This is a genomic window from Lysinibacillus sp. UBA5990, assembly GCF_002429815.1.
Lineage (GTDB): Bacteria > Bacillota > Bacilli > Bacillales_A > Planococcaceae > Lysinibacillus > Lysinibacillus fusiformis.
In genome coordinates this window covers 435919-451681 of the sequence record NZ_DJAY01000011.1, presented here as the reverse complement: position 1 = coordinate 451681, position 15763 = coordinate 435919, and the positions used below count along the sequence as shown (strand labels likewise).

Below are 15763 nucleotides of genomic sequence, written 5' to 3'. Positions count from 1 at the left end.
AACAACGAAGTTTCTCAATGTTAGATTTTTCGGAAATGTTAATATATATTTTTTCAGTAAAATATAATCACCATCTCTGCTAAAATATGCTATTATACTTTTAGTATAAGGACCTATTTTCACTTAATTGAAAATAGAGGAAATATGAACTATAAAGGATGATGATGATGCAAAATATCCAACAATTATTCCAGAGCGAAGATGGAAATATTCAACAAAGAGAGAATTTTATATCCTTATTAGAGAAAATTGTTTCTTCATTAGATAAGTTAAAGGATCCAAATAAAACGACACTAGGTCCAATGAAAGAACGCTCTGCTAATTTTTATCAAGAGCTAATGCAGGACCATCAAGTACCAACAAGTGGTGTTGGGCTCGATCAAGTGGTAGAAGAATTAACAGAATTAATGCAAGGGCATCCTTATCATACGCGTAACTTTGTCACAAATGTTTTGCCAATGGCCAGCATTCCTGGCATATTAGGCCAGTTTACAAATGCTCTGTTGAATGGCAATAACTTATGGGATGTTTATGGACCTGCTGCTGCTGAGTGTGAGGTAAAGGTAGTGGCCATGATGTCTAAGTTAGTAGGCTATGATTACACGAAAAGCTTTGGCTATACTACATGGGGCGGTCAAGGGGCTGTTTTCAGCGGATTACGTCTGGCTATTGCAAAGCAATTCCCACACGCTAAAGAAGATGGTATTCCTAATAATTTATATTGTTTTGCTTCAGAAAATGCACATTATAGCCTCTTAAAATCTATTGAAGCAGTAGGAATTGGCAGTAAACATTTAGTACGTGTAAAAGCAGGCAAAGATCACTCCATGGATGTGGAAGACTTACGTGCACGCATGACTGAGGTCATCGAAAAAGGTGGTATTCCTGTCTATGTCGTAGCAACAACAGGAGCAACAGATCAATTTGGCATTGATGATGTAAAGGCTGTAAAAGAAGTTACAACTAGCCTTGAGCAAAAGTACAACCTACAACCAGTACATATTCATGCTGACTCAGCATTAGGTGGTTTTCATGCATTTTTCAATGATTATGATTTCAAAAAAAATCCACTTCAATTCGAAGAGAATGTATTACAAGGACTGTCACAAATCCATGAACGTATGCAGCATCTAGCAATTGCAGATAGCCTTTGCTTTGATTTCCAAAAGCTTGGACAAACACCTTATTTAACAAGCTTATTCTTAATTAAAGACGGTAAAAGCTTACAGCTATTAGATATTGAGGACTTTGATACACCTTATGTTGGTAATCGTGGCTACGGCTCCTATCATACAGGTTACACGTTAGAATGTTCCCGTATGGGTAGCTCTATTGCAATTTTGGCTGCTTTGCAAGCATTCGGTAAGGAAGGCTATCAACAAATACTTGCCAATTATGTACGTGTGAATTTAGCATTCCGTGCACAATTAGCTACAAAAATACCAAGCTTACAGGTTGTCAATGAAATGAATATTGGGCCAGTCACTGCCTTTCGTTTATACCCAGATGGCTTAAACTGGCAAGCAGAACAGGCTGGTCACTATTCACAAGATCAAATTGAACGTATTAATGCCATCAATGCTTCTTTATTTGAGATTATCGGAGAAGGTCGAGACGAAGTATTCTTTGGTGATACAACTCGAGTTTGCACAGTACATACAAATGATACAACACAACTTGTACCAGTGGCTGCGGCAAAGTTCTTCTCCATTTCACCTTATACGGAGACTGAGCATATCCCTAATATGATTCAATTCTTACAGAAAAAGCTTCAAGTATTGGAGGCGTCTCAAATTGCGTATCGTCAATAAATTTAAGAGTTCATTACTTTATAAGTATATTGCTAGCTTTACTATTCCGATAGCCATTATTTCGTTGATATTTAGCATTGTATTGTTTGCAGTTTCATATCGTATTATCGACAATTTTGTTATTAAACAATTTGAATCGACATTAGAAATAACATCGAGCACTATATTTGAAAATATCGAGAAAAATGATGTAAAGGCTGCGGATAATGGTAGTCCTGATAAATATAAAAAATTATTAGATCAATTGAATGCAACAATTAAAAAATACGATATTGAAAATGCCTATGTGCTTTCTAATGCAAATGGGAAAGAGCATATCGTCGCTTTAAGTGATACGGACAATCATCAACAAGATTATGAATTTAGTGTAGAAATGCGTGAAGCTATAAACACTGGAACAATTCAAACAAGTGATATTTATAAAGATGAGTATGGTATCCATAAATCTATATTCATCCCATTTAAAGATACAGATATTATTTTTGGTTTAGATATGGACGCTTCCTTTATCTCTAAACTTCAAACAGAAACACTTTGGATTTGTATTATTATGACGGTTATTTTTGTGATTTTAGGCATTATCGTTGCTTACTTCATTAGCGTAGGTATTACGAGACCAATCAAAAAAATGACTCAATATGTAGGACAAGTTGCGCAGGGCGAATTAGCAGTTGAACCGCTTCATATAAAGGGCTCTAATGAGATTGCTCAACTTTCATCTGGCATTGAAAATATGACAGAGGATCTACGTATATTGATTCAGCAAATTGCTCAAAATGCTGAGCAAGTGGCAGCGATGTCTGAGGAATTAACAGCAAGCTCTGAGCAAACAAGTGCTTCCATACAGCAAATTACCTCTTCCATGCAAGAAGTCGCAGCCGGATCAGAAAAACAAACCTATTCGATTGAGGAAGTCGAAAGTCATATTACATCCATCTCGGGCAAAATGTCTGAGGTTGTAACAAGCGTTACGGATGTGACTGAAAAGGCATTCAATGCGTCAGCTATTTCAGAAAAAGGCAATACTACGATTAAAGATGCCACTGAAAAAATGGCCGTTACATCTCAAGCTATTCAAGAATCTGCAACTGTTGTGGAGCGCTTAAGTACGTACACAAATGAAATTGGAGATATTGTAACATTAATTACACAGATTACTGATCAAACTAATTTACTTGCTTTAAATGCTTCGATTGAGGCAGCTCGTGCAGGTGAACATGGGAAGGGCTTTGCGGTCGTTGCAGAGGAAGTACGTAAACTAGCAGACCAATCATTAGATGCAACAAATAGTATTCGTACACGTATTGAAACGATTAAAGAGGAATCTGCCCAAGCCGTAAAATCAATGGCAATTAGTAGTAGCAATCTCGCTGAAAGCTCTACAACCTTCAATGCCTCAGGTGAAGCATTTGCTGATATTTATGCCCACATCACAGACCTGACGAAGGAAATGGATCATGTGAATAGCATTATGTCCAATATCAACGAAGGAGTTAGCAGTATTGCTGTTTCTGTTGAGCAAGTGGGAGTAGTAGCTGTACAATCATCAGGCAATATTCAAAACGTAGCAGCAGCATCCGAGGAGCAATCTGCAAGTATTGAAGAAATTACTGCATCCTCAAATAACTTAGCTGAGATGGCACAGGAACTTCGCCATATCATCCAGAAATTTAAATTATAAATAAACATAACCGCTATGCCTGACAAGGTGTAGCGGTTTTTAGTAGAACAAAAAAATCTTCTACCAAGAAGGTAGAAGATTAAGCAATAATACTTTTCACAACTTTTGAAATCACTGCACCCTCAGCTTGACCAGAAAGTAATGGTTTTGCAATTTTCATAGCCTCTCCCATATTCATTCCTTTTTCAACACCAGCGGCTACTAATTTTCCAGCAATCTCTTCTTCCGATAATTGCTTTGGTAAGAATGATTTCAAGAGTACTAATTTGGCTTCTTCTTTCTCAATTAAATCTGATCGCTCAGCCTTTTGAGCACCCTCTAAAGCCTGATTTGTTTGTTTGACCTCTCGATTTACAATGGCCATTTCTTCATCAGCAGTTAAAGCCTCTCCCTTTTCTTTTTCAGCCATATCTAAAGCCGATTTTAAAAGAGATAATACACCCTTTGCCAAAATATCTTTTTCTTTCATTGCCGTTTTTAATTGATCAAATACCTCTGTTTTTAACAATACCCTCACTCCTTCAAGCCTTTATATTCCAAAAAATTATACCACAAAACTAGCCTGAAGACTTTTAATCAGATAACTTCACTTGATAATGGAGCATTCCCTTTAATTCCCCTGATAAGAAAAGAGCCCCTGTTGAGCAATTTCCTCGCGCAATAAATATTCTCCAATCTAGTCTAAAATTCAGGATGTTTGCCTAGTGATGTTAATGCGTTCTCCTTTTATTAGATTGTTAAAAAAACCTTCCCTATATTAGTATTGCTAGATTCAACAGTGTCTATGGCCTTGTAAATGTCCAATAATGGAAAGTACGTATTTACGTTCATCAATGTTAATGACCCATTATGTACGAGGTTTATTAAATATTGCATACACTGTTGCCATTTTTCTGTTGTTGACTGATGTTGCCAATGTCGTAAATGAAACATCATAGCCTGGACCTTTGTTTCCTTCACAATGTTTGCCCAATCCACCTGTACTCCTGATAAAAGACCAATGGCTAAAAAATTTCCACCAGGTTGCACACAAAATGCAAGTTGATTGCCAGCATCTCCTCCTATGGAATCAATGGCAGCATCTGCACCTCTTCCATTTGTTAATGCCATCACAGTATCATACAGGGGCATATAGGATGTATCAATGACATAGTTGGCACCAAGTTGCTGTAATACCTCTGTATGCTGACCATTTCTTGTAACCGCGATTAGCTGGAAACCTAATAATTTCGCAAATTGAGCATAAATATGTCCAATAGCTGAGCCACAAGCGTTCACTAATAAAACATCACTCGGTCGTAATTTTAGAACCTCTGTACAAGTTACTAAAGCTGTAAGGGGATTAATATACATTTGTGCTGCAGTAAAATTATCCATGCCAGTTGGGATAGCTACAGCAAATTCTGCTTGGGTTTTCACCATTTCTTGCCAAGTCCCCTCTCCCCGTAGAGGTAGCACTCGCTGACCAAGAAGCTTGGACGAAACAAGCGATCCGACAGCCTCAACAACCCCAACGCCCTCATAGCCAGGTACTGTTGGTAAAATGATTCGATGAGCATATTTCCCCCGTATGGGTATAAGATCAGAAGGATTGATTGGTCTTGCTAGCATACGCACAAGAATTTCCTGTTGAGTAGGGGGTATTATGGTTTTATTTTCAACCCTTATTACCTCTTTAGGATTTCCATATTCATATATTTTAAGAGATTTTACTTTCACTATTCTTTCTAGCTCCTTTATGGATTAACTATTAAACAGTATCATTCCAAGGGCTTCTGCATCACGTTCCTTAAACCCAAGCTTTTGATAAAATGATTACTTCCCTTTAGCGCAAAATAATTGAACCCACATTATATTTTCCTGCTGAAAATGCTCTAACAAGGTCTCCATCACCATTGTCCTGATTCCTTTTCGCTGAAAATCCGGATGCACCATCCCAACACAAATAAAGGTTTGATAGATGCCATCAGAAATAATACGCCCAAACCAATTAGACTCTCACTATCATAAATAGATGTACTGTACCAACTATTACATATTGCCTTGTATAACTGCTCATACGCTTTTATCGTTGGATTCGATTCACTTATTACATACCCTTCTTAGCATTTGAATAAAATATACATTTTTTAATTATTTATTCTACTATCCATTTTAAGGTACTATCATTGTACAGTTAGATGACCTTTTTCATCCATTATTAATTGGAGAGAACCATTTATTTCTATACATATAGGGCTGACCTGCGCAATCTTATCAGAAAAATACCACGGACGGTCACTAGGTCCTACTAAAATATTGGCTCCATCTTCATAGTTGCCTAGAAAATTCAGGGACTCTTGTTGAATATTATTATTATTAATAGGCTTTATACCATATTCATTTAACTCTCTTGCTACTGCTAAAATATCATCTGTTGTTAAATTAATTTCACCAATATGTAACACTTGATCGATTGAAAAAGAGGTTGTATGGAGTTTTTGATTCACTTCCTGTCTAGAAATAAACTCCACTATATTTCCCTCTGGATCATAAAAATAACATGAATAGGCCTTTAAAAATTGAAAATAAACTTCATCCTGACCTTCTGAAAAAAGTAGGCCGACTCGTTCATTCGCCCAGTCCTTTGCTTGTTGAAATAAATTACATGGAATGTTTAAAGCAAAATGATATTGTTTTTGGATATGAGAAGAAACCTTTTTGAAGGTCATCTCACTCTCACCAACAGCTATTGTAAAATAATCCTCTGTACCTTTTACCAATGAAAATCCCATTTGCTCGCAATAAAAATGCTGCATCTTTTGTACATCATGAACAACTAGTTTAACCCTCGTAATTTTCATTAAATCCACCCCTTGCGTGTAGTTAACCCTACTATACTAGGCAGGAAAGGCATTTACTTCGTGCAAAAGAATGAAGTTTTATCTAGATAACTTACAAATGCTCTCGATCTCCTTTACTAGTTGGCTGAGAAATAATCAGAAATTCTACATCCTCTTGCAAATCATTTCGCATCTGGTGTGGCTGATTTGGTGGTATTTTCATGTTTCATTAATTCAATTCCTCTTTGTCAAATCTCTCATGTTAAAAATTCTGCTAAGCTTATTTTCTTTTTTTGATAGTCTGCGCCAATCTGTTGCAGCTCTTTTTCTAATTGAGCTGCACCCGCTTCGACGCCTCTATAAATTAATAACGGCGTCTGCTCTAAAGATTTTTTGGCTGTTGAATAATCACAGGACAATCTCTTTTTAAGCAGTAATAAAGTTTTAAGCTTATCCTTCCCATTGCCGGTAATATACATTTCATAGTAATTGTAAGAATGGTCTTCCAGCTGCTCTTCCTCTAAATTAGAAGGTACAAGAACACTCTGAAGAAACGCTATGAGATTATCATAGGCCATTTCAAAATCCCAACTACCTGCACCATGATAGGCAGTGAAAATAGCCGTATCCCCTCTCGATAAATCTATACAATATGGATCTCCCTCATCGGTAGCGATAACTACATAATATTGTGGCCAATCTGAAATGACTTCTTCTGTGACAGGATTATAATTGTAACCTTCCTGTCCTCGCACTAAATCCGTAGCCCCGAATATTTGTAGGTTTATATAGTCACCTGTATTCCATGTAATTCCTTCCACGACATAATGTTTCAAAAAGTAGATATATTCATCCGGTAATTGCCAAAGGCTGCCCATCAATCGACTACCATCATCTTCTAGTGGCTGGTGAAAAACCATCGGATATACGGCATAAAATGAAGGATCTTGTTGTTGAATCTCTAAAATAAAACTACGCATGTTCTCTATTACATCATCTATTTCCTTAAATACTTCATTCATAGGTAGTTTCCTCCTAACTGCTTTGCATTTTATCATACCCCATCATTACTCAATAAAGGAGAACATGTTATAATTTTAAAGTGCTCATCTATAATTATTTCGTACATTCGTCTGTATTCTTATGATTATTATCTAAGCCGTAACCATACTAAAAACATAAACCAGATCTATTAAAAATAGTAAAAGGAGAAATCTCTTTTGAGAAAAATAATCATCAGACGCCCTGAGCCAGCAGATACTCCTGTACTACATAAATTCTTTTTACATGTCATTCAGGATACTTTCGCTAAAGAAGGTCTTGCCGAGCTGGTGGACGATCAACAACAGGAATGGACAACGAAAAAACAATATTTAGCTGCTGACTTTGAAAGTCAGGGCCAAAAAAGGTTTTTCTGGCTGGCTGAGGATGCCGAAACAAAAGAAATCATTGGCACCATCGAGTATGGTGAGTCTAATGAATTCATTCAAAAAACAATTACGGAAGACCTGTCAAATTGTCCAGAAATCGGGACCGTTTATGTTCATCCAAACTACCAAGGTTGCGGGATTGGAACGAGGCTTGTGAAGAAAATGCTAACAACGTTAGAAATGAAAAATGTCCCTAGCTTTTGTTTAGACAGTGGCTATAAACAAGCACAACTGGTTTGGCAGAAAAAATTCGGACACCCAAACTATGTTCTTGAACATTTTTGGGGAACAAATAATCACCATATGATTTGGAAACGCGATTTACCATTTCAACTAAAGGAGTAAAAGATGTCCTTACAAATCACACAACAATTAGATGCAAAAAATAAATCTTATGTTAATCACATGCTTTATGAATATAATGTAGAACACTTTCCAAAAGACCTACAAGGGCGCTATAAGGAAATTAATTTATTTCTAACAGATCAAGACAATCAAATTTTCGGTGGCATTTTAGGGGAGGTTTGCTGGAACTGGTTAGAAATACACACATTAATGGTCGATGAAAAATTTCGTGGTCAAGGATATGGTTCAAAATTGTTAGCAGCCATTGAGGAAATTGCTTTAGAGAATAAGTGCGATTTCATTAAGGTTGACACCTTAAGCTTTCAAGCGTTAACATTTTATGAAAATCATGATTATGAAATTTATGGGACCCTCGATCAAGTAGGAAGAGATTTTAAACATTACTATTTAAAAAAGACTTTACAATATGATTTGGATGTTGCTAGCCAAGATTAAATCTTTGATGAAGATGAGTGAAGTTCAAAATCATTGACCATCCATCGATGTGAGCAGTCCTAAATATTTGTTATACTTTTCGATGAATGTTAGTATTGTTTATACAGATTTAGTTTTAATAGGGAGATCGTTAAAAATATGTAAGTTTTAATAGTTTCAACAGTGACGTTGAGGCTTTTCTCTTTTCGAAATTTGTAAGTGCCTATACTTATTATGTTTGGAGGGAAATGAAATGTTAAAATTCATTGATGATTTAGCCGGTGCGGTTTTCGATGTATTTATGCTATTTTGTTATTTCTTGGCAGGCGTAATAATTGTAGGGGTCCCTATCTTTTTATTAGCTAAATTCTTTTTATTGTTTCAGTAAATATTGCAGACGACATCAAAATGCTAAAAGGAATCACCCGCTTTACGGTGATTCCTTTTTTCTTATTCATCTATGTTTATTGCTCAGCAAGCCCTTTAAACAATTCGACTCCTGTTACGATCAGGTCATCTTTAAAATCATATTCAAAGGTATGGATGTTTGGATAATCCTCTCCATTACCTATATAACAGTAAGAGCCCTTTGTCAGTTTTGTATAATGACCAAAATCCTCTGAAGCGCGGAAAGCCTCCTTTAACTCGAGCATTGGTATATTTTTCTCTGCACAAACCTGACGTATTTTATTGGAGCTCTCTACGTGATTAGCCGTTTCAGGGAATTCATCCTGATATTCAAAACGAATTTTCAGCCCATATTTTTCTGCTTCTGCTTGTGCTAGATTTTCCAATTTATGCTGAAGTTTATCCATCTCTTCTTCATATAGAGCTCGGATAGTCAATCGTAATGTGCCCTTACTTGCATTGACACCAAATGCTTTCTCTCCGATATCTACTTGGACGACGGTACATAATACATTACCTTTATTCGCTGTTGAATCAATAAAGCTTGGAATGCTATCAATAATTTTGGCTATGGCAAAAGCAGGGTTTATGCCATTCTCGGGTTCACTTGCATGAGAAGGTACCCCCTCCATATAGATAGACATTCCTTTTGATGCATACTGAGCTGTTCCATTGATAACATAAACCGTATTTTCTTTGATGCCACTCATATTATGCCAGCCAAAAATCTCATCAATTTTCTTTTCTTCTATTAAGACGGCACATTCTACAGCACCATCACCAGTTTCCTCGGCATGTTGGAATAAAAAGAATATATTATTGTTAGAGCCCTTCTGATCGATTTCAAGGGCAAAGCCGCAAAGAGTTGCGGAATGTCCATCATGACCACATTTATGAGAAACACCAGGAAACTTCGAACCGTAAGAAAGTTCAATCGTCTCCTCAATCGGGAGGGCATCAAAATCAGCCCGAAAAGCAATATTTCTTTTGCCTACTTTTGAGTGATAAACGGCATAGAACCAACGCCCCTTATCTACAACTTCAAGATTTGTATGGGTTTTAAGAAACTCTATTAAATGCTGTTTCGTCCATGCTTCTTGATTTGATAATTCTGGATGCGCATGTAACTCATGTCGTAATTGTATAGCCAACTGTAAATTATTCTTTTCCATTATTCTGTATCTCCTTTAACTCATCGCAAATCTCTTAACATTCTGATTGTTTACTAGAAAAATGGATGCAACCAACGATCATGTCATTGATTATTTTATTTCTTTATCATGTATATGTGCTTCTAAAAATGGCTTATAGCTAGGATCATGGATTTTCCCTTTTTTATACAAATAAGTGCCTGCAATAAAGTACAGTATTAGCATAGGAACACCAATATAGAATGAGAATCTTGTTTCAGGACTATAAGCTGTATAAATGGCAATGGCTATTAAAGCAGCTAAACAAAGTAGCGTTGGAATTGGATAAGTACGCATTTTGAATTTTAGCTTATCGACAGACCCACCATTTTTCACTAACCACTTCCTAAATTTATAGTGGGAAAGATAGCTACCAAACCAGCCAAGTAGTGTATTAAAGCCTGCAATAGATGTTAACCAAATAAATACTTTATCTGGTGAAATAAAGTTCGTAATCAACGAAACCTGTCCAAGGAATAATGTCAAAATTACCGCATTCATTGGAATGCCTCGTTTATTAACCTTCCCTAATGCTTTTGGTGCTTTCCCTTCTTTTGATAATGCAATCAGTGTTCTACTTAGGAAATAAACGATCGAGTTAGCTGCAGAAACCAAAGATGTTAGAATAATAATGTTCATGATTGTTGCAGCTCCAGGAATGCCAGCTAAACCTAAAAGACCAGCATATCCATTACTTAGAACGCTTACATTTTGATAGGGTACAACTAAACCAATGATGGTAATAGATCCAACATAGAAAATTAATATCCGAAGGAAAATTGTATTAATGGCCCTTGGAACATTTTTCTGCGGGTTTTCTGCTTCACCTGCTGCAGAAACAACTGTCTCAACTCCTAGATAGGACCAAACTACACCAGTCATCATAATAATGACCGCTGTCAAACCATTGGGAAACATCGATTCACTGTTCCAATTTGAAAACCCTATAAATCCTTGCTCTCCAATAACACCGAATATCATTAGGACCCCAATGATAAGAAATACAATGATGGCAAGTACTTTAATACCGGCAAACCAATATTCAGCTTCCCCATAGGATTTCACATCAATTAAGTTCAAAAACAAAATGATAGCTGAAATACAAAGACAAAATATAAAGGTAGACGTACTTGGGAAAAATTGATTAAGAATCATCCCTCCCCCAACAATTTCAGCACCGAGCCCAAGGAATCCATTAATATATAAATTCCAGCCAACCATAAAACCTAGCACAGGGTGAACAAATAATCCTGAATAGGTAGTATAAGCTCCTGGTATAGGCATGAAGGTTGACATTTCTCCAAGACCCTTCATTAACACAAATACTAAAATACCAATCACTAAAAATGCTATAGGACCTCCAAGAGCTCCAGCATTTGAAACAACATTTCCAGATGCAAGAAATAACCCTGTCCCAATGGTTCCACCAATTGAGATCATTGTAAGATGTCTGCGTTTTAACCCACGTTGTAAATCATACTCTTTATTCTCCACTGTAAATCCCCCTAAATCTTTCAAATCATAGCCTTTCTACACCTTTAATTACGTCTCCACATATGCCTCCGGTGTTTTTCAAGCTTACTTGAAAAAGTTTCTCTAAAAACCGTCAGCATGATATTGCACAAGCACCTGCTGTAGAAAGGTTTTTCCCCTTATTAAAGAGAGAGAAGTTTATTGAAACAAAATAATCCCCTTTCTCCTTTGTTAAAAGACAATATATAATATTCAGTCTTTAATTCTATATATTATATATTTTATTTTATATGTCAATAAAAAAAGAATCTGTCTCATTCGAAACAGATTCTTAGTTTTTCCAATTTTTCTAGCAATTATAGCAATACTTTCTCCGCTCTTTCCATATTCCAGTGAACTTCTTTGAGGAATCTTTCTAAAGCAATGGCATCTCCATTCTTGAAAAAATCAAGAATTTCCCGATGTTCATTGTTGAGCTGCGTTAACATTTCCTTTACTCGATCAGTTGAGTCATTTTCCCCTAAGTTTTTCATAAATTTTTTCTCTAATTGCAGTAAAAGTTCGATCAAACTTTTATTCGGGCATAGCTTATGATAAACACCATGAAAAGCCTCTTGCATTTTATCGTACATCCTGTAATTTTCTGTATTAATAGCTAAATCAATACTTTGAATATAAAACTCCATCTCTTTCATATCTTTTTCCGTTAAAAACGGCAATGCCAACGAAGCAGCTAATCCATCCAATGCCCCAATAATAAAATAAGTCTCTTTCGCTTCTTCCTTCGTTAAACTTTTGATGACAAACCCTTTACGTGGGATATTTTCTAGTAAACCTTCTGATGTCAGCTGAATGAGTGCTTCCCTTACTGGTGTTCTACTTACATTGAGGCTTTCACTAATATGGTTTTCATTCACCTTTTTTCCAGCCAGCAAGCTCCCATTGTTAATTTGTTCCACAATATAATTATAAACATGGTCTTTTAGCGATAAATATTCCATTATGAATTCTCCAATACGTTATTTAATACAATATATTGTATGTATAAATTGATTTTAATATATAGCCCATTTTTTCTCAATTAATTCTTTTCTTATTAATGGAAAAAGTACTAATTAACACAGAACATCCTAGTAGAGGTAAAAAGAAAAAGACCACCCTTTAGAGTGATCTTTAAGATTGGAACTATTTATTATTGTTTTTCAGTCAGCATTTTCACCACTTCTTTAATTTGCAGTTCTAATGAGATTGGGTCATTGCCCCAGAACAGCTCTGGGTCAAGCTTGAATACTCGGTCATTCTTCACAGCGTCAAGTGACTTCCAAAGTCCTTCGCTCTCCCCCCATACCTCTGAGATTAAATCACCTTGATCGATGAAAATATAATCGCCGGCATATTCAGGTATGACTTCATACGAAACTTGGCGATAAGCCTCTTTCCCTATCATTTCTTTCGCCTGTTTCGCTGGTGGCTTTAGTTGAAGATGCTTATAAATAGCTTCACCGCCTCTATAGCCTCCGTCACCATAAATATAAAACCCTTTATCTACTACAAAAACGCCCATCAGCGCAAACGTATCATCGGGTTTAATTATAGTTGCAAGCTGTGCTCGTGCTTCCTCAGCAGTGTGATCTAATTGCTTAATCCATTTTTCCGCTTCATCCTTTTTGTCCAAAGCATCGCCCAATAGACGCATAGTTTCATAAATATCTCCTGTTGAGCTATAAGGAATTGCAAGAGTTGGTGCAATCTTCTCATATTGCTGAAGGATTGCTTCATCACTCACCCAAGTAATGATTAAATCTGGTTTCAGTTGTACGATGGTCTCTAATGATCTCTCACCAGTTGTTTCAATTCCATCAATCTGATCCTGGATTACTTTGTTCTCCAAATCCCATTGTGTAGAACCGATCGGCTTGACACCTAGTACAAGTAACTCTGGTAAATAACCGTCTGTCACAATACGCTTTGGATGACTTGGCATTTCCAAATTCCCACGTTGTGTTTTAATAATCTTTGTTGCTGATTCCGACGTTTCGGCTGTAGAAGTATCCTGATTTGTATTGGATTTAGTGCTGTCATTGGTATTGCCACATGCCGTAAGTATGGTGATTAAAGCAAGAAATAATATCGATTTTAACAACTTATGTAAGTACAAGATTGGTACCTCCTTATTTGATAATGATTATCATTCGCGATGATATATTCATTATAGAGACAGTCTTGTACAAGAACAACGCCTTTAAATTGGATGTTTTATAGGGAAAATTGTTGGATTTAGTTTTATTTAATTAACAATTTTACCATTACATCCAGCTGGAGCTCCAATGAGAAACCATCATCAAACCAAAATTCATTGAGCTTCAGTAGATGTAATTGGCAGCCTTGCTCATACACTAATTGTTGCCAAATGGAACGCTGCATAAGCTGAGCACGGAAAGATTCCGTATCATCCGTTGGCACAATCAAAAACATATGACTAGCCGCATATACAGGCAAATCCTGCTCTGTCACTTTAAGATGCTTACCAGTTTGAAGTATCTCCTGTTTAATGGTTTGAGGAGCTCGTAGCCCTAATAATTCAAATAGAGTGTAGGCGGAGCGCACTGATAGATAAGGGATTAGCCATAAATTATCATGACTTAATTCAAAGATACCAGCTGTTGTATCTGACTTTAAAAATGGTTGAATGACTTCTCTTGCTTCTTTAGCGGACTGTTGCAGCTTTGCAATCCACTCCTCAGCCTGTTGCGTTCGCCCAAGTAGCGTTCCAAGCAGTCTTACCTCTTCTAGCTTGTCCAACTGCCCCCAAGGGATTGTTACAACAGGGGCAAATTGTTCGAGTGTTTTCATTATATCAGGATAATTATAAAAATAAGTTGGTGCCACAATTAACTCTGGTTCGAGCTGGCGTATCTCTTCGAGTTGATCAAAGGACTCTATTTCCACAATGGTCGGCAATCGTTTATGCAATAGCTTAGAAGATTGAAGCAGCTCTCGTGTAGTAGCGAGGGGTTGAATGCCCAATGCTACTAATGCCCCAAGAAATTGTATACTAACTATACGATGAGAATGCCTCCTCTTACGGAAACTGCTAGGTGAAATATGAACATATTTAGTAAAGGTTTTCCCCAAATATGAACCGTCTGCGAATCCTGTTTTCAACGCAATATCCTGCAATTTGTCATTTGTCCCCAGTAGCAGAAGCTTTGCTTGGTCTACCCGAATTTGATTCACATACTCAGCAAAGCTCCACCCTGTTTCCTTCTTAAACAGCGAGGAGAAATAGCTTTCGTTAAAACCAGTCATATCAGCCATAAAAGAACGCGTTAGCGGTGCTGCAAAATGTTGTTTGATATATGTAACAGCCTGTTGAATCGCTTGATCGTTCGTCACAAAACTGTTATCAATACTCTTTCTTTCAAAAATGGTATCGAGTAATTCGTGCAGAAGCAAATGGAGCTTAGGGGTTGTATTCAGGTTTTGCGTTCGCTGGAACTGTTCCAGCAAATTTTTAAGCAAACCTTCTGCATACCGAGGAAATTCCATGATCTGCCCATGTGCAGGCAAATGCGTTAAATCAATCACATATAATAGCTCATCCTTCTCCCGTTTCGCCAACCGGTAACTAGTAAATGAGATGCTGTAAACAGGTGCAAAGTCCTCCCTATCGCTTGGAACTAGATAGATACCCTGCTCTTGGTGTAAAAGCAAGACAAATTGCCCTTTACCTATTCGATAAATACCTTTCTCTGCTTGAATAGATACGGGCTGTGTCGGAATGATAACCATAGGAAATGGACCTGCCAGCACAACAGGGCTAATCGTTCCCTCGTCTGCTAGAAGCATTGTGTCCAAAAGCTCATATGTCAGCATTTCATTAGATTCCCCCATCTTATTTTTCAAAACAATCTTCTATATGAAATATGTACAGTGTTGTCAGACAGCAAGTGTGACCCAATCAATGAGGCCAAACCAACTAAACTGTAATCTACCATAAATAAAACAAATCCAAAAGGGGTACAAAGCCAATTAAATGGGCTCATTTACAGTTTCTCGCCCATATATTTTAATTGATCTTGCTATTCATTTTATAAGAAGAAAATTGCGTTAGCTTATAAAAGCTTTGCTTCAATAATCACCTCAAAAAAGCCCAAGTTCCGTCCTG

15 protein-coding genes and 1 pseudogene are annotated in these 15763 nt (G+C 36.8%); 5 read left to right on the top strand and 11 right to left on the bottom strand.

The genetic code is table 11. The features are described from left to right. The first annotated feature begins 167 nt into the window (after nt 1-167). Together B3D94_RS09685 and B3D94_RS09680 are read left to right on the top strand one after the other, a co-directional pair. The gene (locus tag B3D94_RS09685; RefSeq protein ID WP_291757315.1) at nt 168-1811 is read left to right on the top strand and encodes a pyridoxal phosphate-dependent decarboxylase family protein; all 1644 of its coding nucleotides are present in this window, start codon (nt 168-170) and stop codon (nt 1809-1811) included. Next, the gene (locus tag B3D94_RS09680) at nt 1795-3492 is read left to right on the top strand and encodes a methyl-accepting chemotaxis protein (protein WP_069482044.1); all 1698 of its coding nucleotides are present in this window, start codon (nt 1795-1797) and stop codon (nt 3490-3492) included. The genes B3D94_RS09685 and B3D94_RS09680 overlap by 17 nt, the downstream gene beginning before the upstream one ends. 79 nt (nt 3493-3571) lie before the next feature. Here the strand turns inward: B3D94_RS09680 and B3D94_RS09675 are convergent, their stop codons facing one another. From B3D94_RS09675 to B3D94_RS09655, 6 genes and pseudogenes are all read right to left on the bottom strand, one after another. Beyond that, nucleotides 3572-4000: a GatB/YqeY domain-containing protein gene (locus B3D94_RS09675; protein WP_069482045.1), complete on the bottom strand. Its 429-nt coding sequence runs from the start codon at nt 3998-4000 to the stop codon at nt 3572-3574. A 221-nt stretch (nt 4001-4221) separates the two neighbouring features. Next, a complete protein-coding gene (locus tag B3D94_RS09670; RefSeq protein WP_069482046.1) occupies nt 4222-5211 on the bottom strand; it encodes a zinc-dependent alcohol dehydrogenase family protein in 990 nt (329 codons plus the stop codon). Nucleotides 5212-5307: 96 nt separating this feature from the next. Continuing rightward, nucleotides 5308-5427, bottom strand: a complete 120-nt coding sequence (locus B3D94_RS22930; RefSeq protein ID WP_349679794.1) for a GNAT family N-acetyltransferase — start codon at nt 5425-5427, stop codon at nt 5308-5310. Nucleotides 5428-5657: 230 nt separating this feature from the next. Further along, nucleotides 5658-6335: a VOC family protein gene (locus tag B3D94_RS09665; RefSeq protein ID WP_291757092.1), complete on the bottom strand. Its 678-nt coding sequence runs from the start codon at nt 6333-6335 to the stop codon at nt 5658-5660. A 91-nt stretch (nt 6336-6426) separates the two neighbouring features. Continuing rightward, nucleotides 6427-6534: pseudogene (locus B3D94_RS09660) on the bottom strand (cupin domain-containing protein); the annotation flags it as partial. A 37-nt stretch (nt 6535-6571) separates the two neighbouring features. Next, a complete protein-coding gene (locus B3D94_RS09655) occupies nt 6572-7336 on the bottom strand; it encodes an SMI1/KNR4 family protein (protein ID WP_291757091.1) in 765 nt (254 codons plus the stop codon). A gap of 198 nt (nt 7337-7534) precedes the next feature. On the opposite strand from B3D94_RS09655, the gene B3D94_RS09650 reads away from it, so the two are divergent. The 3 genes from B3D94_RS09650 to B3D94_RS09640 all read left to right on the top strand — a co-directional run bounded on the left by B3D94_RS09650 (nt 7535) and on the right by B3D94_RS09640 (nt 8912). Then, nucleotides 7535-8089: a GNAT family N-acetyltransferase gene (locus B3D94_RS09650; RefSeq protein WP_069482049.1), complete on the top strand. Its 555-nt coding sequence runs from the start codon at nt 7535-7537 to the stop codon at nt 8087-8089. 3 nt (nt 8090-8092) lie between these two features. Continuing rightward, nucleotides 8093-8545, top strand: a complete 453-nt coding sequence (locus tag B3D94_RS09645) for a GNAT family N-acetyltransferase (RefSeq protein ID WP_069482050.1) — start codon at nt 8093-8095, stop codon at nt 8543-8545. Between the two features lie 232 nt (nt 8546-8777). Continuing rightward, nucleotides 8778-8912 (top strand): hypothetical protein, encoded by a 135-nt coding sequence (locus tag B3D94_RS09640; RefSeq protein WP_258268898.1) that lies wholly within the window; start codon nt 8778-8780, stop codon nt 8910-8912. Between the two features lie 76 nt (nt 8913-8988). Here B3D94_RS09640 and B3D94_RS09635 read toward each other — a convergent pair whose 3' ends face one another. From B3D94_RS09635 to B3D94_RS09615, 5 genes are all read right to left on the bottom strand, one after another. Further along, a complete protein-coding gene (locus tag B3D94_RS09635; protein ID WP_291757086.1) occupies nt 8989-10104 on the bottom strand; it encodes a M20 metallopeptidase family protein in 1116 nt (371 codons plus the stop codon). A gap of 90 nt (nt 10105-10194) precedes the next feature. Beyond that, nucleotides 10195-11616, bottom strand: a complete 1422-nt coding sequence (locus B3D94_RS09630) for an amino acid permease (protein WP_258268896.1) — start codon at nt 11614-11616, stop codon at nt 10195-10197. Nucleotides 11617-11951: 335 nt separating this feature from the next. Next, nucleotides 11952-12596, bottom strand: coding sequence for a GntR family transcriptional regulator (locus B3D94_RS09625; protein ID WP_036127225.1), 645 nt, complete (start codon nt 12594-12596; stop codon nt 11952-11954). A gap of 191 nt (nt 12597-12787) precedes the next feature. Then, nucleotides 12788-13753 (bottom strand): ABC transporter substrate-binding protein, encoded by a 966-nt coding sequence (locus B3D94_RS09620; RefSeq protein WP_069482053.1) that lies wholly within the window; start codon nt 13751-13753, stop codon nt 12788-12790. Nucleotides 13754-13878: 125 nt separating this feature from the next. Next, nucleotides 13879-15471 carry an AraC family transcriptional regulator gene (locus tag B3D94_RS09615; RefSeq protein WP_291757077.1) on the bottom strand — a complete coding sequence of 531 codons (1593 nt, stop codon included), beginning with the start codon at nt 15469-15471 and terminating at the stop codon, nt 13879-13881. Between the last annotated feature and the right edge of the window lie 292 nt (nt 15472-15763).